An 18,907-nucleotide genomic window follows, 5' to 3' on the forward strand; every position below is an offset into this window, starting at 1 on the left:
ACTGGTGAATGCCCTGAAGGAGCCCTTCAGACCCCCGGTGAGTGAACGATGTGGGGACGCATCGCACGTCCAGGGGTATTTCTAGCGCCTCTTCGTTGTTCGGTGTCACGGCGAATCCACCGAACAACAACGCCGAACAACGTATCGGCCGTGGTCATGGGCACGGAGGCCGGTAATCGAGCCCCGGCAGGTGTTGTTCCCACTCGTCCGGCGTGATCCGCGGGTACACCGTCGCGCAGATGCGTTCGGCGGCCCGTTCGGGGCTGGTCTCCCACAACCGCACGCTGCCGTCCGCGACCGAACCCGCGAGCGTGTGCCCATCGGGGGCGAACGCCACGGCGTTGACCCGGTCGACGTCGTCGGTCAGGTTCGCCGATTCGCGGACGGATCCCGGATCGGAGACGTCCCATAGTCGCACGGACCGGTCGTAGCTGCCGGTCGAGAACGTCTTCCCGTCCCCGCTGAAGGCGACCGAGATGACGTTGTCGGTGTGCCCGGCCAGCAGTGCCGCCTCGCGCGGGGCCGCCGGATCAGTCACGTCCCAGAGCCTGCCGGTGCGATCCGCGCTGCCGGTGGCGGCGAGTTTGCCGTCCGGGCTGTAGGCGACCGAGAACACCGTGTCGGAGTGCCCCTTCAGGACCGAGAGTGGCTTCGCCATCGAGACGTCCCACAGCCGGGCGGTGTGGTCCCATCCGCCGCTGAGCAGGGTGCGGCCGTCCGGGCTGAACGCGATCGAATGGACGTCGTCCTCATGTCCGGCCAGCGTCGCGAGTTCGACGGGCCGCCGGACGTCGGAGACGTCCCACAGCTTCACGGTATGCCCGGAACCCGCGGTCGCGAGCGTCCGGCCGTCCGGGCTGAACGCGACGGGGTCGATCTCCTCCGACGGCCGGTAGAAGACGCCCATGTCGACCGGCTTGTGCGGATCACCGACGTCGATCAGCCGCATCGTGTGGTCCCAGGAGCCGGCGGCGAGCGTCCGCCCGTCCGGACTGAACGCGAGACCGCAGACGCCCTGGCCGAAGCCCGCGACCTTGCCCATCTCACGCGGATTGCGGGTGTCGGAGACGTCGACCAGGCGCACCACGCCGTCCTGGCTGCCGGTGGCCAGGAGCTTCCCGTCGGAGCTGAACACCGCCCGGCAGGCCGACCTCGACGGACCGCTGATCGCGGGACCCGGCAGATCCCACATCCGCACCGTCTGGTCGTCGCTCGCGGTCACGAGCGTGCGGCCGTCCGGGGAGAACACCGCCCAGACCACGGCCGCGGTGTGCCCGACGAGCGAAGGCTTCTCGCGCGGATTCGCCGGATCGGTCACGTCCCACAGCCGGGCGGCACGGTCGAAACCGGTCGTGGCCAGCGTCGTCCCGTCCGGGCTGAACGCCACGGACCGCACGATGGTCTTGTGCGCGGCCGTCGTCCCCAGCGGCGACGGCGCCATCGGATCGGCGACGTTCCACAGGCGCGCCGTCTGGTCGATGCTCGCGGTGGCGAGCGTCCGGCCGTCCGGGCTGAACGTCGCGGAGTGGATCCCGGCGGTGTGCCCGCTCACCACTCCGAGGGGCTTGGCCTGAAGCGGGTCGGCGACGTCCCACAGCCGCGCGGTCTTGTCCGCGCCTGCCGAGACGAGCGTCCGCCCGTCGGGGGCGTAGGCGAGACCGTTGACGTTGCCGGTGTGCCCGGGCAGCGTGGCCGCGAGCACGGGTTTCGCGGGATCGCGGACGTCGAACAGGCGCACCGTGCCGTCGCCGTCGGCGGTGGCGAGCACCGCCGCCTTCGGACTGAACGCCACCGCGTTGACCCGGCTCGGATGCTCCCCGACCAGCACTCCCGGCCCGGGTTTCGCGGGATCGGCGACGTTCCAGAGCCGCGCGGTCTTGTCCCAGCCCGCCGTCGCGACCGCGGTGCCGTCGGCGCTGAACGACACCGAGTTGACGTTGCCGGTGTGCCCGGTCAGCGTGGCCAGCTCGCTCGGGCGATGGGGATCCTTGACGTCCCACAGCTTGGCCGTCTGGTCCCAGCTGCCGGTGACCATCACCTGGCCGTCGCCGCGCAGCGCGGTCGCGTTGACGCGATGGCCGTGCCCGCGGACGCGGGTCGAGTACGGCGACTCGAACATCCCGAGCACGCTGCCGCGGGTGTCCACGCTCGGATCGACGCGGTACGCCGCCAGCGCGAGCTGCGCGGCCAGCGCCGGATTCGTCGTCCGCATCTCGATGGCCTGCCCGGCGACCTTCTGCGCGAGCGCGCTGTTGCGCTGGGCTGTCGCGGTCTGCTCGGCACGGACGGCGTACGCCATCGCGGCCGTCGCCAGCACCAGCAGGACGGCCAGGAGCGCGACCAGCTGACGCAGCCGCCGGGTGCGGCGCCGGGCGACGGCCTGCTCGTGGTTCTCGATCGCGGCGCTCGCCTCGAGGAACCGGCGTTCACGTTGGGAAAGCGCGCTGTCGTGCTCCTCCGCCCACTCCCTGGCGATGGCCAGCCGCGTGCCGCGGTAGAGCCAGCCGTCGTCGCGGCCGACGGATTCCCACGCGTCGGTCGCCTCGGTGAGCTGGCGGTGCACGCGCAGGCCCTCACGGTCCTCGGCGAGCCATTCGCGCAGGCGCGGCCAGCCCCGGATCAGCGCCTCGTGCGCGATCTCGATGCCGTTGTCGTCGAGCGTGACCAGCCGCGACGACGCCAGCCTGTCCAGCACGACGGCGACGTCCGGGTCGTCGGTGTCCACCTCGTCGCGGGTGATGCGGCGTTTGGTGTCCTCGGTGCCTTCGCCGAGCGCGGTCATCCGCAGGAAGATCTGGTTCGCCAGCCGCTGCTGGTGTTCGGTCAGCGCGGTGAAGGTGTGCTCGGAGGTCTGCGCGACCGACCGTTCGATCCCGCCGGTGGACTCGTAGCCGGTGAGGGTGAGGGTGTTGCCGTGGCGGCGGCGCCAGGTCTCCAGCAGGGCGTGCGAGAGCAGCGGCAGCACGCCGGGCTGCCCGGTCGCGTCGGCGACGAGCCGCGAGACCAGCGCGTTCTCGACGCGGTACCCGGCGTCGATCGCCGGCCGTGAGATGGCCTGCCGCAGCTCCTCGGTGCTCATCGGGCCGACGAGGATCTGCGCGTCCTGCATGGCCTCGACCAGCTCGGGATGCCGCGCGCAGTGGGTGTAGAAGTCGGTGCGGATGCCGAGGACGACCCTGGTCCGGCTCTCCGGCTCGGTCGTCGCGGTGACCAGCGCCGACAGGAAGGCCGTCCGTTCGTCGGCGTCCTGGCAGAGCGTGAAGACCTCCTCGAACTGGTCGACGACCAGCACGACGTCGCCCTCGCGGTCGGCGACCAGCTGACGGGCGGCGAGGCCGAGGTTGCGGGGATGGCCGGTGAACTCCGCGAGCAGCCCGCCCGGGGCGAGCCCGAGCGCGGCGCCGAACTGGACGGCGCATTCCTGCAGCGGCCGCGATCCGGGGGTCATCAGCAGCGTGACCGAGGTCTCGGCGACGGCCGGGAGGAGACCCGCCCGGAGCAAGGACGACTTACCGGAACCCGAAGCCCCCAGAACGGCCAAGAATCGTTGGTTCGAAAGCCGCGTGACGAGTTTTCCGACAAGTCGTTCGCGACCGAAGAATCGGCTCGCGTCATCCGGCCCGAATGCGGCAAGGCCGATATAAGGGACCGATTCCCCATTCAGCGGGGTAACCGGTGAATCGTCGACTCCGGCGCGCGTCCGCTCGGTCACGTCGTGCCATCGCGCCTCCCACTCCTCCTCTGGGCCGTCGCACGCCCGGACGTAGGCCAACGTGACCGCCAAGCTGGGCATCTTCTTCCCGCCGGCGGCCTCGGAGAGGGTGCCGGCGGAGTAGTGGGCACGCCTGCCCAGCTCCCGGTACGTCGGATTTCCGGCCTTCTCCCGCAGCCGGCGGAGATCGGCGGCGAACCCCAGCAACGGATCGTCCCCGGGGTCCAGCGGTCGTTCCGGACGCGGCACCCTCAATCCTTTCTTTTCAGTGGTTTTCCCACGCTCGCATTAGGGGGCAACCGTACCGTGGAAACGGGGGAACTCCGCCGAGTACCGGGTACATCGAGTCGGTTAATTTCGATCGATCGACAGGTGCGGGAAGGGATCGGGGGCCCGCGGCGTTGTACCGATGCGTGACCTCTCTGCCTGACATCCCGCTGTCCGTGCTCGACCTCTCGCCCGTCGTGGCCGGAGGCGGTGTCGCGGATTCGCTGCGCAACACCCTCGACCTCGCGCGCCGGACCGAAGCCCTCGGCTACCACCGGTACTGGCTCGCCGAGCACCACAACATGCCCGGTATCGCGAGCTCCGCGACCGCCGTGATGATCGGCCAGGTCGCGGCCGCCACCGAACGCATCCGGGTCGGCTCCGGCGGGGTCATGCTGCCGAACCACGCTCCGCTGGTGGTGGCCGAGCAGTTCGGCACCCTGGAGGCGTTCCATCCCGGCCGGATCGACCTCGGCATCGGGCGCGCCCCGGGCACCGACCAGCGGACCGCGCTGGCGCTGCGCGGCCCCGGCGGGCTCACCGCGGAGAACTTCCCGCAGCAGTTCTCGGAGCTGCTGGCCTACTTCGAGCACTCCGACCAGCGCGCCGTCAACGCCGTGACCGCCGAAGGCAACAAGCCGCCGGTGTGGCTGCTCGGGTCGAGCGGCTTCAGCGCGCGGATGGCGGGCGAACTGGGCCTGCCGTTCTCGTTCGCGCACCACTTCAGCGCCGAGAACACGCTCCCCGCCGTGGCGCTCTACCGCGACTCGTTCAAACCGTCGGACGTCCTCGACGAGCCGTACGTGATGCTCGGCGTCTCCGTGGTCGCCGCCGAAACCGACGAGCGCGCGCAGTACCTCGCCGCCCCCAGCGGCCTGACGTTCCTCAGCCTGCGCAAGGGCCGCCCCATTCCGCTGCCGACGCCGGAAGACGCCGCGGCCTACCCGTACACCGACATCGAGCGCGTGTTCATCGAAGACCGGGCCGCGAGCAGCATCATCGGTTCGCCCGAGACGGTCCACAAGGGACTCGAGACCCTGCTGGCCGACACGGGCGCGAACGAGCTGATGATCACGACCATGGTGCACGACCAGGCGGACCGGGTGCGGTCGTACGAACTGGTCGCCGAACTGGCGCGCTGACGCCGGGCGCCGTGAAGGCCTCCTTCCCTACGCTCAAGGTAGGGAAGGAGGCCTTCACGGACGTTCGGCTCGGGCGAGCGAAGATTCCTGCCATGACCGTCGATGCCGCACGGCGAACCGGGCGCGCCAACCCGGCGGCCACGTTGCGAAAGCCACTTTCGCAACGTTGACGGTTGCGAAAGTGGCTTTCGCAACACCGCTCACCCGAGCCTCGCCGTCCCCTGAACGCTGCCCGTTCCGTGAAGGTCTCCTTGAGGGACCCTGAGTCCCTCAAGGAGGCCTTCACGGACTTGGCACCAACCAAGCCCGCGCCACGAATGGACCAACGCGTCACCGAACGCGAAAGAACGGACAAGACCCCCGCGCGCCTTTGTCACAAAAGAACAAGAATTCTCCGGTTACCAGGACGTGACGTCTTGATCACACCGAAGTTCTTGTCACCAGGCAGGCGCGTGATTAGCGTACCGACCAGTAGCAAACTGCACGGTAACACCCCGTTGACCCTATTCAACGATTCCGTTCCGCCATTCGGAGCAAAGGAATTGCGCAAGCTGGGGTGTATTCGCCGTGCCCGGAAAACGGGAGGGTCGGCGTGGGCGTCCGGACTAACGCACCCTCATTCCCCGGCGCGGGTGCGATCCGGGAGACCGGCAGGCTCTACTCACTCGGCCTCGACGTCGTCCGCCTGACCTTCCGGCGGCCGTTCCAGGCCCGCGAACTGATCCAGCAGTTCTGGTTCATCGCGAGTGTGTCGATCCTGCCGACGGCGCTGGTCGCGATCCCGTTCGGCGCGGTGATCGCGCTGCACATCGGTTCGCTGACCGCGCAGATCGGCGCGCAGTCCTTCACCGGCGCGGCCAGCGTGCTGGCGATCATCCAGCAGGCCAGCCCGATCGTGACCGCGTTGCTGATCGCGGGCGCCGGCGGCTCGGCGATGTGCGCGGACCTCGGGTCCCGCACGATCCGCGAGGAGATCGACGCGATGGAGGTGCTCGGGGTCTCCCCCATCCAGCGCCTGATCGTGCCGCGGGTGCTCGCCGCGATGGGGGTCGCCGCGTTCCTCAACGGAATGGTCAGCGTGGTCGGCGTCCTCGGCGGTTATTTCTTCAACGTCATCATGCAGAATGGGACACCGGGTGCGTATCTGGCCAGTTTCTCCGCGCTCGCGCAGCTCCCGGACCTCTGGATCAGCGAGATCAAGGCGGTCATCTTCGGTTTCGTCGCGGCGATCGTCGCCTCTTATCGAGGGCTCAATCCGAAAGGCGGCCCGAAAGGCGTCGGTGACGCGGTGAACCAATCCGTGGTCATCACGTTCCTCCTCCTGTTCCTGTTGAACCTCGTGCTGACGACGCTTTACCTGCAGCTCGTCCCGGCGAAGGGCAGCTGATGGTCACGACTTCCCCCACGCGTACGGCGCGGGTCCGCGAAGCGGTCGATCGCCGGTTCGGGTTCCTGGACACGCTCGGCGACCAGATCCTCTTCTTCCTCAAGGCGCTCGCCTGGGTGCCGCGCGCGGTGCGCCGCTATCTCCGCGAGATCACCCGCCTGCTGGCCGAAGTCAGCTTCGGCAGCGGCGCGCTCGCGGTCATCGGCGGCACGATCGGCGTGATGATCGGGATGACCGTGTTCACCGGCACGGTCGTCGGGCTCCAGGGGTACTCGGCGCTCAACCAGGTCGGCACGTCGGCGTTCGCCGGGTTCGTCTCCGCGTACTTCAACACCCGCGAGATCGCGCCGCTCGTGGCGGGGTTGGCGTTGTCGGCCACCGTCGGCTGCGGTTTCACCGCGCAGCTGGGCGCCATGCGGATCTCCGAGGAGATCGACGCGCTGGAAGTGATGGGCATCCCCAGCGTCCCGTACCTGGTGACCACGCGGATCATCGCGGGTTTCCTCGCGGTCATCCCGTTGTACGCGATCGGCCTGCTGACCTCGTATCTCGCGTCACGCCAGATCACCGTCTGGTTCTACGGCCAGTCCGCGGGCACCTACGACCACTACTTCCTGCTGTTCCTGCCCCCGGGCGACGTGCTCTGGTCGTTCGGCAAGGTGCTGGTGTTCAGCGTCGTGATCGTGCTCGCCCACTGCTACTACGGCTTCCGCGCGAGCGGCGGCCCGGCGGGCGTGGGCGTCGCCGTCGGCCGCGGGGTGCGGACCGCGATCGTGGCGGTCAGCGTGCTGGACTTCTTCCTCAGCCTCGCGATCTGGGGCGCGACCACGACGGTGCAGGTGGCCGGATGAGCAGGCGCGGGCTGCGCAAAGCCGGGGTCAGGACGGCCGGGGTGCTGTTCCTCGTGGTGATGTCCGCCCTCGTGCTGCTGTCGATCAAGATCTACCGGAAGGATTTCGTCGACTCCGTGCCGGTGACGCTGCAGGCGGACCGCGTCGGCAACCAGTTGCGCCAGGGCGGGCAGGTCAAGGCGCGTGGCGTGGTGGTCGGCGAGATCCGTGACGTCCGCGCGACGCCGGGCGGCGCGGAGATCGACCTGGCCATGGAGCCCGGCAAGGTCTCGAAACTGCCCAAGAACGTGTCCGCGCTGCTCGTGCCGAAGACGTTGTTCGGTGAGCGGTACGTGCAACTGTCCATTCCGGACGGATCAAAGGCGCAGCCGCTGGCGGCGGGCGACGTGATCACGCAGGACCGGTCGGCTAACGCTATCGAGCTGGAACGCGTCTTCGACAACCTGTTGCCCCTGCTCAAAGCCGTCCAACCGCAGAAACTCGCGACCACGCTGACCACCGTCGCCACCGCGCTGGAAGGCCGCGGCGACCAGATCGGCGACACGCTCGCCACGGCGGCCGCCTATCTGAAGGACTTCAACCCGAACCTGCCGAAGCTGAACGACAACATCCGCGACCTCGCCACGGTTTCGAAGCTGTACGGCGACATCGCGCCGGATCTGCTCGACGCGCTGAGCGCCTCGGCCGTCACGCTCGACACGGTCAAGGAGAAACGGGCCGAACTGGCGTCGGTGTACCAGCAGGTGACGTCGTCTTCCCAGCAGGTCACGACGTTCCTCGCCAACAACCGCGCCAACATCATCGCGCTCGCCGCCGACAGCCGCGCACCACTGGAGGTCGCCGCGAAGTACTCGCCCAGTTTCGCCTGCACACTGCGCGCGATGGCCGAGCTGAAACCGCAGATGGACAGGGTGCTGGGCGCCGGGACCGACGAACCTGGCCTCCACGCGGAGATCACCGTCAGCCAGCCCCGGGGCAAATACGTGCCCGGCAAGGACGACCCGGTCTACAACGCCGCCGGGGAACCGCGCTGCTACCCGACGAACGGCCTGATGAGCCAAGGGATCGTGGCGACCGGTGAGCGGACGGCGGCCCTCCCTGGCGCACAGGGCGACCTCGGCCTGGCGAACTCGCCGCAGGAACGGGAGCTGATCTCCACGCTCGTCGCGCCGTCCATCGGTGTCCCGGCGGCGCAGGTCCCCGCTTGGGGCAGCGTGCTCGTCGGCCCGCTCTACCGGGGCACGGAGGTGACGCTGCGATGAGGAACTTCGTGAGCCCGCTGATCAAGGGGCTGATCTTCGTCGTCGTCACGACGCTGGCCACGGTGCTGCTGGCGGTGTCCATCACGAACACCGGCCTCGGTGACACGAAGACCTACAGCGCCAAGTTCCTCGACGCGACGTCTCTCAACGTCGGCGACGACGTCCGGATCTCCGGGGTGCGGGTCGGCCAGATCGAGGAACTCGAGATCGCCGACCAGAGCCTGGCCCGCGTCCGGTTCTCCCTCGACTCCCAGCGCAGGCTGCCCGCCGACGTGACCGCGGTGATCAAGTACCGCAACATGGTCGGCCAGCGCTACATCGCGCTCGAACGCGGCAAGGGCACCCCCGAGCTCCTGGAGCCCGGCGCCGAGATCCCGCTGGAGCGGACGACGCCGGCACTGGATCTCACGGAACTGTTCAACGGCTTCAAACCGCTGTTCCAGGCCCTGTCGCCCAAGGACGTCAACCAGCTCTCCGGCGAGATCGTCCAGGTACTGCAGGGCGAGGGCGGCACGGTGGAAAGCCTCCTGGCGCACACCGGTTCGCTGACCACCACGCTCGCCGGCCGCGACAAGGTGATCGGTGACGTGATCACGAATCTGGACACGGTGCTCAAGAGCATCAACGGCAAGGGCGACGCACTGTCCACTTTGGTCTCCACGCTGAAGGAGCTGGTGGCCGGGCTCGCCGGTGACCGCACCGAGATCGGGGAGGCCGTGTCCGGGCTCGCGGACCTCACCACCGCCACCGCCGGCCTGCTCGAACAGGGCAGGAAGCCGCTCAAGGACAGCATCGAAGGACTGGGCCTGCTCGCCGGTCAGCTGACGACGGAGACCGGCAAGGCCGAGGTCGACCGCTTCCTCACCGTCCTCCCGGGGAAGCTGAACGACCTGGGGCGGATCGGCTCCTACGGAACGTGGATGAACTTCTACCTGTGCTCGGCCGTCCTGCAGACCAAGCCTCCGCGCGGGGTCCCGGCGACGGCGGAGAGGTGCACGTCGTGAAACCCTTCAAGGAGCGGAACCCGATCGTCGTCGGTCTCGTCGGCAGTGCCGTCGCGGCCGCGGTGCTGACCGCGACGCTCAACTACGAGAACCTGCCGATCATCGGCTCCGGGACCACGTACCAGGCCGAATTCTCCGAGGCGGCCGGGCTGCAGCAGGACGACGAAGTCCGCATCGCCGGGATCAAGGTCGGCGAGGTGAGCGACGTCCGGCTCGCCGAAGACCACGTGGTGGTCAGCTTCCGGGTCAAGGACGCCTGGATCGGCGACCGGACCGCCGCCGAGATCAAGATCAAGACCCTGCTGGGCCGGAAGTTCCTCGCCCTGCGCCCGACCGGCGAGTCGGTGCAGAACCCGAAGCAGGTCATCCCGCGCACCAGGACCGTGACGCCGTACGACGTCACCGAGGCGTTCAACGGGCTGGCCGACACCGCGGGCGCCATCGACACCGATCAGCTCGCGGAGAGCTTCACCACGCTGAGCGACACGTTCAAGAACTCGCCCGCGCATATCAAGAAGGCGCTGGAAGGGCTGACCTCGCTGTCGAAGACCGTGTCCTCCAGGGACAACGAGCTCGCCAGCCTGCTGTCCAACGCGCACGGCCTCACCACGACGCTCGCGAACTCGAACGACGACTTCGCCAAACTCCTTTCGGACGGCAACCTGCTGCTGACCGAACTGGACAAGCGGCGGCAGGCGATCCACGACCTGCTGACCGGCTCGCAGGAGCTCGCCACCCAGCTTTCGGGGCTGGTGCGGGACAACAAGGACCAGCTCGGCGGAGCGCTCAGCCAGCTCGGAGAGGTGACCGACATCCTGCAGCGGCAGAACGACAATCTCGCCAAGAGCCTCGAACTCGCCGCGCCGTACTTCCGCGTGGTGAACAACTCGCTCGGCAACGGGCGCTGGGTCGACGGCTACCTGTGCGGACTCATCCCGGAGAACCGGGATCCCTGCACCCCGCCGATCCCGGGAGGTGGCCGGTGATCAGCAGATTCGTCACCCTCGCGCTCGTGCTCGCGCTGGCCGTCGTCGGCGGGCTTTGGTGGATCTTCTCCGGTAACGGGCTCGACCGCGTCACCGTGTACTTCTCGCGCGCCGTCGGCGTCTACAGCGGATCGGACGTGCGGGTGCTCGGCGTCCGCGTCGGCCAGGTCGAATCGGTGGACCCCGAAGGAGAACGGGTCAAGGTCGTCCTGACCGTCGACGGGTCGACCCCGATCGCCGCCGACACGAACGTCCTGGTCGTGGCGCCCAGTGTGGTGGCCGACCGCTACGTCCAGTTCACCAAGCTCACCCGCACCGGGAACCGGCTGAACGACGGCGCGGTGATCCCGGTCGAGCGCACCGGAACCCCGGTGGAACTCGACCAGCTCTACTCCAGCCTCGACACGCTCGCCAAGGCGCTCGGCCCCAAGGGCGCGAACGCCGACGGCGCGCTTTCGGAGCTGCTGCGCACCGGCGCGAAGAACCTCCAGGGCAACGGCAAACCGTTCAACGAGTCGGTGCGCAACTTCGCCGACCTCGCCAGGACCCTGTCCGGGAACTCGCAGAACCTGTTCGCCACCGTCGACGAACTGCAGCGGTTCACCTCGATGCTGGCGACCAACGACCGGAACGTCAGCGAGGTCAACAAGCAGCTCGCCTCGGTGACCGGGACGCTGGCGCAGAACAAGGACGAGCTCGCTCGCGCGCTCAACGGCCTCGGCGGCGCGCTGGCGGAGATCCAGCAGTTCATCAAGGACAACCGCGCGCTGATCAAGTCCAATGTGGACAAACTCGCGCTGACCACCGGGACGCTGGTCGACAAACGCGCCGCGCTGGCCGAAACCCTCGACACGATCCCGCTGGCGGTGACGAACGTGCTCGAAGCCGTCGACCCGAAGACCGGCAAGCTGCAGAGCCGCGGCAACATGCTCGAATACGCCCCGCTCCCGCTGCCCGTCGCCGGCGACACCTACACCGGGGGGCGCTGATGGCCGCGAACCGGAAGATCGCCGTGCTCGCCGCGTGCTGTGTCGCGCTCACCGCGTGCTCCTCGGATTTCAAGGGCGTCTACGACCTGCCGCTGCCCGGCGGCGCGGACATCGGCGACCATCCGTACCGGGTGACCGTGCAGTTCGCCGACGTCCTCGACCTGGTGCCGCAGGCCGCGGTGAAGGTGGGCGACGTCCCGGTCGGCCGGGTCGAGACGATCAAGCTCGGCGAAGACGGCTGGACGGCCGAGACCGTCCTGGCGGTCAACGGCGACGTCCACCTGCCTGCCAACGCCATCGCGCGGCTGCGGCAGTCCAGCCTGCTCGGTGAGAAGTTCATCGAACTGGCCCCGAGCGCGGCGAAGGCCGAGGGCAGGCTGGGCGAGGGCGCGGTGATCCCGGTCGCGAGCACGAACCGCAACCCGGAGTTCGAGGAGATCTTCGGCGCGCTGTCGCTGCTGCTCAACGGCGGCGGGATCGGCCAGTTGCAGACCATCAACCGGGAGCTGTCGAAGGTGATGGACGGCAACGAGGAGGAGATCCGCTCCTTCCTGTCCACGGTGGAGCAATTGGTGTCCAACCTGGACACGCACCGCTCCGACATCACCTCCGCGCTCGACGGGCTCAACCAGCTCTCGGCCACATTGGCGAACCGGAAGAAGCAGGTCGAGGGTGCGCTCACCGATCTCACCCCCGGTCTTCAGAGCCTTGCCGACCAGCGCACCCAGCTCGTCTCGATGTTGCAGGCGCTGGACCGGCTCTCCGGCGTCGGCGTCGACGTGATCAAGAAGAGCCGGGCCGATCTCGTCGCGGACCTCACCGCGCTCGCGCCGATCCTCAAGCGGCTGGCCGACGCCGGCGAGGCCTTGCCCAAATCGCTGGAGATCCTGCCGACGTTCCCGTTCACCGACGCCGTCCGCGACGGCATCAAGGGCGACTATCTGAACGTCTACGCCTCGGTCATCCCCGGGCCGGGCGTCGAACTCCCGCCGCCTGGCGAAGGGGTTCCGCCGGACCTCCCGACCTTGCCGCTGCCGTCCTCCGGAGGTAGCTGATGCTCACCACCCGTGTCCGGATCCAGGTCATCGCGTTCGTCATCCTCGCGCTGGCGACGACGGCGTTCGTCGGTGCCAGCTACGCGGGGCTCGGCCGGCTATTCGGGGCGGGCGGATACACCGTGAAGCTCGCCCTGACCGACGGCGGGGGCCTGTTCACCAACGGCGAGGTGACCTACCGGGGCGTCGCCGTCGGCCGGGTCGGCGAACTGCGGCTCACCGACGGCGGGATGGAAGCGGATCTGCTGATCGACGACGACGCGCCGCCGATCCCCGCGAACTCGCGGGCGGTCGTGGCGAACCGGTCAGCGGTGGGCGAGCAGTTCGTCGACCTCCAGCCGCGGACCGGCGACGGGCCGTACCTCGCCGAGGGGTCGGTCATCCCGCGCGAGGCGACGGCCGTTCCGCTGCCGGTGCAGCATCTGCTGACCGACCTGGACTCGCTGACCGCGTCCGTGCCGACCGAGGATCTGCGGACCGTGGTCGACGAACTCGACAACGCCCTGCGCGGTTCCGGCGCGAACCTGCAGGTGCTGCTGGACTCCACCACCGACTTCACGAAACAGGCCGCGGACCACCTGCCGCAGACGGAGAAGCTGATCACCGACGGCTCGACCGTGCTGAAGACGCAGGTCGACTCGTCGCAGGCGTGGCGGCAGTTCAGCGGTAACGCCAAGCAGTTCGCCGAGCAACTGTCCCGTTCGGACGGTGACCTGCGGCGGCTGATCGCGACGGCGCCGGACGCGGCCACCCAGCTTTCCGGGCTGCTGCGGGACAACGAGCCGGGCCTGCCGATCCTGCTGGCGAACCTGCTCACCACGTCGCACGTGTTCTCCGCCCGCACCGACGGCCTCCGGCAGCTGCTGATCAACACCCCGAAGGCGGTGTCCGCGGTCGACGCCGCGGTCGACGAGCGGTCCGGGAAGATCGGGCTGGTCCTGACGTTCTTCGACCCGATGCCGTGCACCAAGGGCTATGAGGACACGACGGTCCGCGACAGCAGGGATCTCTCGCCGCTGCCGTTCAACACCGGTGCCGCGTGCACGCTCGAAAAGGGCAACGCGAGTTCGGTCCGAGGCTCGCAGAACGCGCCGAAGGGCGGGGTCCCGCCCGCCGCGATCCCCGGCGGCTTCGGCGCCGACGGCCAGCCGACGTCCACCAGCCTCGAGGAGATGTTGTGGCTGCGCAACTGAAGATCGCGATCGCCGTGTTCGCCGCGGCCTGCGCGTTCGCGGGATGGGCCGGGTACACCTGGTTCACCGCGACGGGTTCCGAAGCCGTGGCTTACGGGAATTCGCGCGACGAAGCCCTGAAGTCCGGGCGCGAACTCGTCGCCCGGCTCACCAGCCTCGACCACCACCGCGTCGACCAGGGCATCGCCGACTGGCTCGCCGCGTCCACCGGCCCGCTGCGCGAGCAACTGGGCAAGGCCGACGACGCGACGAAACGGACGCTCACCCAGGACGCGACCGTCTCGACCGGCAAGGTGCTCGACGCGGCGATCAGCGAACTGGACGACCACGCGGGAACGGCCAAGATGCTGGCGTCGGTGGAGATCACGATGGCGAAGGAGGGCGCGGCACCGACGACGAAGCGCAACCGGTTCGCCGCCGGGCTGACCAGGACGGACGAGGGCTGGAAGCTCAGCGCGCTCGATCAGCTGCCGGTGGGTGCGCGATGACCGCCACCGCCGAAACCGAAACCGAGGTCGTCGAAGAAGAGGCCGTCGCCGGGAAGCCGTCGCGGCGACCGAAGGCGCCGTTGATCCTGCTGGTCGCGGCGGCCGTGCTGGTGGCGGCCGGGGTGTGGTTCACGCTGGAGGCGAAGACGATCTCGGCGGCGCCGTCGGCGGCCAACACCGCGCTCACCGACGTCGGCGCGACCGCCGAGGTGAACTCCGCGGTGACCGTGGCGCTCGACAAGATCTTCTCCTATTCCTACGACCGGACCGACGCCACCGAAAAGGCGGCGGCGTCGGTGCTCAGAGGCAAGGCACTGGAGTCCTACAACCAGTTGTTCGCGCAAGTCCGGGAAAAGGCTCCGGCGCAGAAACTGGTTCTCACCACCCGCGTCTCCTCATCCGCCGTCCAGGAACTCGGCGACGGTAAAGCGAGACTGCTGGTATTCCTCGATCAAGCGGCCACCCGGGCCGACAACAATTCTTCGACAACGGCCGCGGCCCAGCTTTCGATCACCGCGGAACGCGAAGGCGACAACTGGGTCATCACCGACCTCATCCCCAGGTAATCCGCTTTGTAAACCAGGAGAGAAAACGAGGAGAATCATGTTCGAGGTACGTTCCCCCGCCGAGAACACATCAACACAGCTCGGTCGAACGGTTCCCCCTAAAACAGCCCGTCGTCGTCTCGGCACGGTCGTCGCGCTCACTTCCGCGCTCGCCATGGCGGGCAGCCTCGCCGCGACCCCCGCCCTGGCGGACGACCCGGTGGAGATCCCGGTCTCCTACACCGTCACCGGGAAGACCACGGTGAAGAAGACCGGCGGCACCCTCGACCTCGGCCCCGGCCAGCTCGACGGCGCCCTCGTCATCGACGGTGACAACGTCGGCATCCGGGGCGATCTCGCCCTGCCGCCGTCGACCGCGAACATCTCGCTGGTCTCGGGCGTCTTCAAGATCAAGGCCCGCGTGCGGATCGAGCCGACCGGCCCGGTCACCGGCACGCTCGCCAACGGCGACCTGACCACCCACTCGCAGGCGAACATGCTGATCGACAACATCGTCGTCGGCCTGTTCTGGCCGGTCATCCCGCTCCCGACGGTGCCGAACGCCTGCAAGACCGTGAAACCGCTCGACCTGACCCTGGTGTCGAAGAACGTCGACCTGTTCGCGCCGAGCATCCCGTCCTCGGGGACGTTCACCATCCCGGAGTTCAAGGACTGCTTCATCAACGACCTCGCGCTGGGGGCGTTGATCTCCGGTCCCGACAACACGATCAACCTGAGCATGAAGTCGAACCTGTCTTAAGACCTCGTGAGTGGTAAGGACGGTTAGAACCGTCCTTACCACTCACGAGACCGTCAGCAGAACTGCGGAGCGGCCGGGTCGACCAGCGCGACACCGGTGCCGTCACCTGCGGAAACGGCGTAGACCGGCACACAGACGCCCGAGAACTTCCACATGTCCATCGGCGGCTCCGAGCTGGTGTCCCGGCTCTCCTGTTTCAGGTTGCTGCCCCAGGCGAAGACACTCCCGTCCGCCTTCAGCACGACGTTGTGGTTGTAGCCGGCGTCGAGGGCGACGACGTCGGACTGCGCTTCGGGCGGCACCGACGACTGGCCGTAGGTGTTGTCACCCCAGGCGATGACACCGCCGTTCTTGAGCGCGATGCTGTGGCGGAATCCGCCCGCGATCGCCGTCACCCCCGACGACGCCGCCGTCGGCACGGTGATCTGGCCCTTCGAGTTGCTGCCCCACCCGATCACGCCACCGTTCTTGATGGCAAGGCCGTGGTCGACACCCGCGGCGATCGAGGTCACGCCCGAGGAGACCGCCGGGGGAACGGTGGTCCGGGAACCCCAGCTCAGCACGCCGCCGTTCTTGAGCGCGAGATTGAAGTACGCGGTGGTGGAGATGGCCGTGACCCCCGAGGTGGCGGCGGCCGGGACGACGTTCTGGCCGTAGAAACCGTTGCCCCACGCGATGACCCCGCCGTTCTTGAGCGCGAGTCCGTGCGCCCAGCCCGCCGCGATCGCCGAGACGCCCGACGTCGCCGCGGCGGGCACGGTGGCCTGGCCGTAACTGTTGTTGCCCCAGGCGAGCACGCCGCCGTCCTTGAGGGCGAGATGGGTGAGCGAGCCCGCGGAGACGGCGGTCGCGCCGAAGGCCGAGACGGGCACGGTGCCCTGCCCCTGTTGATAGTCGTTGCTCCCCCATGGCCGCGGTTCGCCGGTGGGCGCGGCGTGCGCGGTGCCGGAAAGGGAAACCGTGGCGATCATTACGGCTATCGCGGTACTCGTCACGCGCCGTGTCGCGGGTCGTCGATTGACAGAAGCCATGCGGGAAATGTTAACCCGGTTCCGCCGGCCGGCGGCTTCTTTGTCATCGCCGGACAAACTTCATAATCGCATTCAGCGTCCACTGACAAGAAAGAACGGGCCTCTCACCGACCATGAAACATGTCGACATGAATCCTTGTTACGTACATAACTCGCGGGTAACCTCGGTTTACCCCACCACCGAGAAAGCCGCTCGAGTCGAGCATATTTGATCAGAAGAATCCGCCGAAAGGCGCATGGGGAAAGCCGCCCGAGACGTAAACTGGATCAAAGGAGATGACAGGTATGTCCCGCAGACTTGGCAAGTTGTCAGCCGGCGTCGCCACCACCGGCATCGTGTTCGGCGCCGTCGCCGTGCTCACCGCCGGAACGGCCGCGGCCGCGACCACCTACGCCACCGGCACCGTCGCCTACATGTGCAACTTCCCTGGTATCGGCCAGCAGCAGCTGGACGTGAAGGCCAACTTCAGCGGCCCGGACTCGGTCGCCGCCGGCGGCACCTTCACCCCGGCGTCCGTCGGGGGCTCCGCCACGATCAACGCCACCATCAACGCGCTGCTCAACGCCGCCAACTACGACGGCGTGCGCGGCAAGGCGAACATGCCGGTCACGGTCACCAACGCCTCGCCCGCTTCGGCGACGGTGACCAACCTGGACGTTCCGACGCAGATCAACCCGTACGTGCCGGGACCGCGGACGTTCAACATCGTCCAGGACGCGGGCACCGGCGTCCCGACGTTCACCGCGGGCACGCCGGGTTCGGCGACCGCCTCCCTCGGCACCACGATCAACGCGCCGCTGGACTTCCACAAGAAGGACGGCACCTGGACGGCGTGGAACTTCAACTGCACCGTGAAGAACACCAACCCGGCGCAGAACCGGGCGTTCAGCCCGGCGATCCCGGTCACCTGATGAACCACCCGTGCGGGGCGGGGACGCCCGCCCCGCACGGGTCACCCCGCGTCCGTGGAAGGAGTCCGCATGCGACGAGCGCTCGGCAGGCTGGCCGCCGCCACCGTCGTCCTCGTGTCCGGCGTTCTCGCGGCACCCACGGCCGCGGCGGCGACGGACCACTCCACCGCCACCCTCACCTACTCCTGCAACCTTCCCGGTGTCGGCGCGCAGCCGGTGTACCTCACGATGTCCTTCCACGGCCCCGATTCCGTGCCGAGCGGCGGCGGCTTCACCCCGGCCGGATTCACCGGTTCCATGACCTTCAACGCCGCCGCCGTCGCCCTCTTCAACGCCGGTTTCGACCGTATCCGTGGTGGACTGGCCGCACCGATCACCGGGACGAACGTGTTCCCGCCCCCGGTGAGCACCGTGACCATGAAGCTGCCCGAGGTGCCCGGCCCGTTCGCCGCGCCCTTCACGGCGTACCTCGTGGAAGACCCGGGCAGCGCAGTGCTCACCTTCACCGCCGGATCACCCGGGACGGCGACGCTCGCGCTCGGTACGCCGCTGAGCTTCGTTCTCGAACTCCGCGACCGGAACGGCTCGTGGATGCCGTGGCAGGTCGCTTGTGCCGTGCGGGTCACCAGCCCGCCGCAGAACCGGACGTTCGCCCCGGCGATCCCGGTCACCTGACGTGAGAGGAAGCCTTGTGAGACAGCAGGTCCGGCGGATGAGCGCGGTCTTCGCCGCCTTGGTAGCGGCACTCTCCCCGCTCACCACCGGGCAGGCATCGGCCGCCACCGCGCATGCCACCGGCGTCGTCGTGTACCTGTGCGGATTCCCCATGATCGGCCAGCAGCCGCTCGACATCACGACCAGGTTCGACGGCCCGGGCACGGTGGCCGCCGGCGGCACGTTCACCCCGGACACGATCGCGGGTACCGCGACCTTCAGCGCCCTCCACAACGCGACGATCTTCAGCGCCGCCAACTACGACGGGGTCCGCGGCCGCGCCACCGCCCCGCTGTCCGGTACGAACGTCACCCCCGCATCGGCGACCGTGGCAGCACTGAACGTGCCGGAGCAGATCACCCCCTACGTACCCGGGCCGCGCACGGTCGGCTTCGCACAGGACACCGCCACTTCCGTGCCGGCCTTCACCGCGGGAGCGCCCGGTTCGGCGGTGCTGGCGCTCGGCACGACGTTCAAGCTCGAACTCGATTTCCACAAGCGCGACGGAAGCTGGGATCCGTGGACGCTGAACTGTACGGTCAAGAACACGAACCCGGCGCAGAACCGCGCGTTCGCCCCGGCTGTCCCGGTCGTGTGACAGGAGAGGAA

17 protein-coding genes are annotated in these 18,907 nt (G+C 68.6%); 15 read left to right on the forward strand and 2 right to left on the reverse strand.

Annotated elements, in window-relative coordinates:
* Positions 1–154 precede the first annotated feature (154 nt).
* The gene (locus ACZ3HL_RS11375; protein ID WP_465530409.1) at positions 155–3,961 is read right to left on the reverse strand and encodes an nSTAND1 domain-containing NTPase; all 3,807 of its coding nucleotides are present in this window, start codon (positions 3,959–3,961) and stop codon (positions 155–157) included.
* 164 nt (positions 3,962–4,125) lie between these two features.
* Between ACZ3HL_RS11375 and ACZ3HL_RS11380 the strand changes: the two genes are divergently transcribed.
* The 12 genes from ACZ3HL_RS11380 to ACZ3HL_RS11435 all read left to right on the forward strand — a co-directional run bounded on the left by ACZ3HL_RS11380 (position 4,126) and on the right by ACZ3HL_RS11435 (position 15,641).
* On the forward strand, positions 4,126–5,121 hold the full coding sequence (locus ACZ3HL_RS11380; protein WP_465530411.1) for an LLM class flavin-dependent oxidoreductase: 996 nt from the start codon (positions 4,126–4,128) through the stop codon (positions 5,119–5,121).
* A 592-nt stretch (positions 5,122–5,713) separates the two neighbouring features.
* Complete coding sequence (locus ACZ3HL_RS11385; protein WP_020630757.1) at positions 5,714–6,508, forward strand: MlaE family ABC transporter permease; 795 nt, start codon at positions 5,714–5,716, stop codon at positions 6,506–6,508.
* Positions 6,508–7,359, forward strand: a complete 852-nt coding sequence (locus tag ACZ3HL_RS11390; RefSeq protein WP_465413744.1) for an MlaE family ABC transporter permease — start codon at positions 6,508–6,510, stop codon at positions 7,357–7,359. The genes ACZ3HL_RS11385 and ACZ3HL_RS11390 overlap by 1 nt, the downstream gene beginning before the upstream one ends.
* Entirely contained in the window at positions 7,356–8,621 is a 1,266-nt protein-coding gene (locus tag ACZ3HL_RS11395) for an MCE family protein (RefSeq protein WP_465530413.1), read from the forward strand. The genes ACZ3HL_RS11390 and ACZ3HL_RS11395 overlap by 4 nt, the downstream gene beginning before the upstream one ends.
* Complete coding sequence (locus ACZ3HL_RS11400) at positions 8,618–9,625, forward strand: MCE family protein (RefSeq protein WP_465530415.1); 1,008 nt, start codon at positions 8,618–8,620, stop codon at positions 9,623–9,625. The genes ACZ3HL_RS11395 and ACZ3HL_RS11400 overlap by 4 nt, the downstream gene beginning before the upstream one ends.
* A complete protein-coding gene (locus ACZ3HL_RS11405) occupies positions 9,622–10,611 on the forward strand; it encodes an MCE family protein (RefSeq protein ID WP_465530417.1) in 990 nt (329 codons plus the stop codon). The genes ACZ3HL_RS11400 and ACZ3HL_RS11405 overlap by 4 nt, the downstream gene beginning before the upstream one ends.
* A complete protein-coding gene (locus ACZ3HL_RS11410; protein ID WP_465530419.1) occupies positions 10,608–11,600 on the forward strand; it encodes an MCE family protein in 993 nt (330 codons plus the stop codon). Before ACZ3HL_RS11405 ends, ACZ3HL_RS11410 begins: the two co-directional genes overlap by 4 nt.
* A complete protein-coding gene (locus tag ACZ3HL_RS11415; RefSeq protein ID WP_465530421.1) occupies positions 11,600–12,655 on the forward strand; it encodes an MCE family protein in 1,056 nt (351 codons plus the stop codon). The genes ACZ3HL_RS11410 and ACZ3HL_RS11415 overlap by 1 nt, the downstream gene beginning before the upstream one ends.
* Positions 12,655–13,848, forward strand: a complete 1,194-nt coding sequence (locus ACZ3HL_RS11420; protein ID WP_465530423.1) for an MCE family protein — start codon at positions 12,655–12,657, stop codon at positions 13,846–13,848. Before ACZ3HL_RS11415 ends, ACZ3HL_RS11420 begins: the two co-directional genes overlap by 1 nt.
* Positions 13,833–14,336: a hypothetical protein gene (locus tag ACZ3HL_RS11425; RefSeq protein WP_465413758.1), complete on the forward strand. Its 504-nt coding sequence runs from the start codon at positions 13,833–13,835 to the stop codon at positions 14,334–14,336. The genes ACZ3HL_RS11420 and ACZ3HL_RS11425 overlap by 16 nt, the downstream gene beginning before the upstream one ends.
* On the forward strand, positions 14,333–14,902 hold the full coding sequence (locus ACZ3HL_RS11430) for a hypothetical protein (protein ID WP_465530425.1): 570 nt from the start codon (positions 14,333–14,335) through the stop codon (positions 14,900–14,902). The genes ACZ3HL_RS11425 and ACZ3HL_RS11430 overlap by 4 nt, the downstream gene beginning before the upstream one ends.
* Positions 14,903–14,939: 37 nt before the next feature.
* Positions 14,940–15,641: a hypothetical protein gene (locus tag ACZ3HL_RS11435; RefSeq protein ID WP_465530427.1), complete on the forward strand. Its 702-nt coding sequence runs from the start codon at positions 14,940–14,942 to the stop codon at positions 15,639–15,641.
* Positions 15,642–15,694: 53 nt separating this feature from the next.
* Here ACZ3HL_RS11435 and ACZ3HL_RS11440 read toward each other — a convergent pair whose 3' ends face one another.
* Entirely contained in the window at positions 15,695–16,612 is a 918-nt protein-coding gene (locus ACZ3HL_RS11440; protein WP_465414144.1) for an RCC1 domain-containing protein, read from the reverse strand.
* Positions 16,613–16,957: 345 nt separating this feature from the next.
* Between ACZ3HL_RS11440 and ACZ3HL_RS11445 the strand changes: the two genes are divergently transcribed.
* The 3 genes from ACZ3HL_RS11445 to ACZ3HL_RS11455 all read left to right on the forward strand — a co-directional run bounded on the left by ACZ3HL_RS11445 (position 16,958) and on the right by ACZ3HL_RS11455 (position 18,896).
* Positions 16,958–17,584 carry a DUF6801 domain-containing protein gene (locus ACZ3HL_RS11445; RefSeq protein WP_465413764.1) on the forward strand — a complete coding sequence of 209 codons (627 nt, stop codon included), beginning with the start codon at positions 16,958–16,960 and terminating at the stop codon, positions 17,582–17,584.
* 69 nt (positions 17,585–17,653) lie between these two features.
* Positions 17,654–18,259 (forward strand): DUF6801 domain-containing protein, encoded by a 606-nt coding sequence (locus ACZ3HL_RS11450; protein WP_465413766.1) that lies wholly within the window; start codon positions 17,654–17,656, stop codon positions 18,257–18,259.
* 16 nt (positions 18,260–18,275) lie between these two features.
* Positions 18,276–18,896 carry a DUF6801 domain-containing protein gene (locus ACZ3HL_RS11455; protein ID WP_465413768.1) on the forward strand — a complete coding sequence of 207 codons (621 nt, stop codon included), beginning with the start codon at positions 18,276–18,278 and terminating at the stop codon, positions 18,894–18,896.
* The last annotated feature ends 11 nt before the right edge of the window (positions 18,897–18,907 follow it).

This window comes from Amycolatopsis sp. NPDC000009, assembly GCF_055563465.1.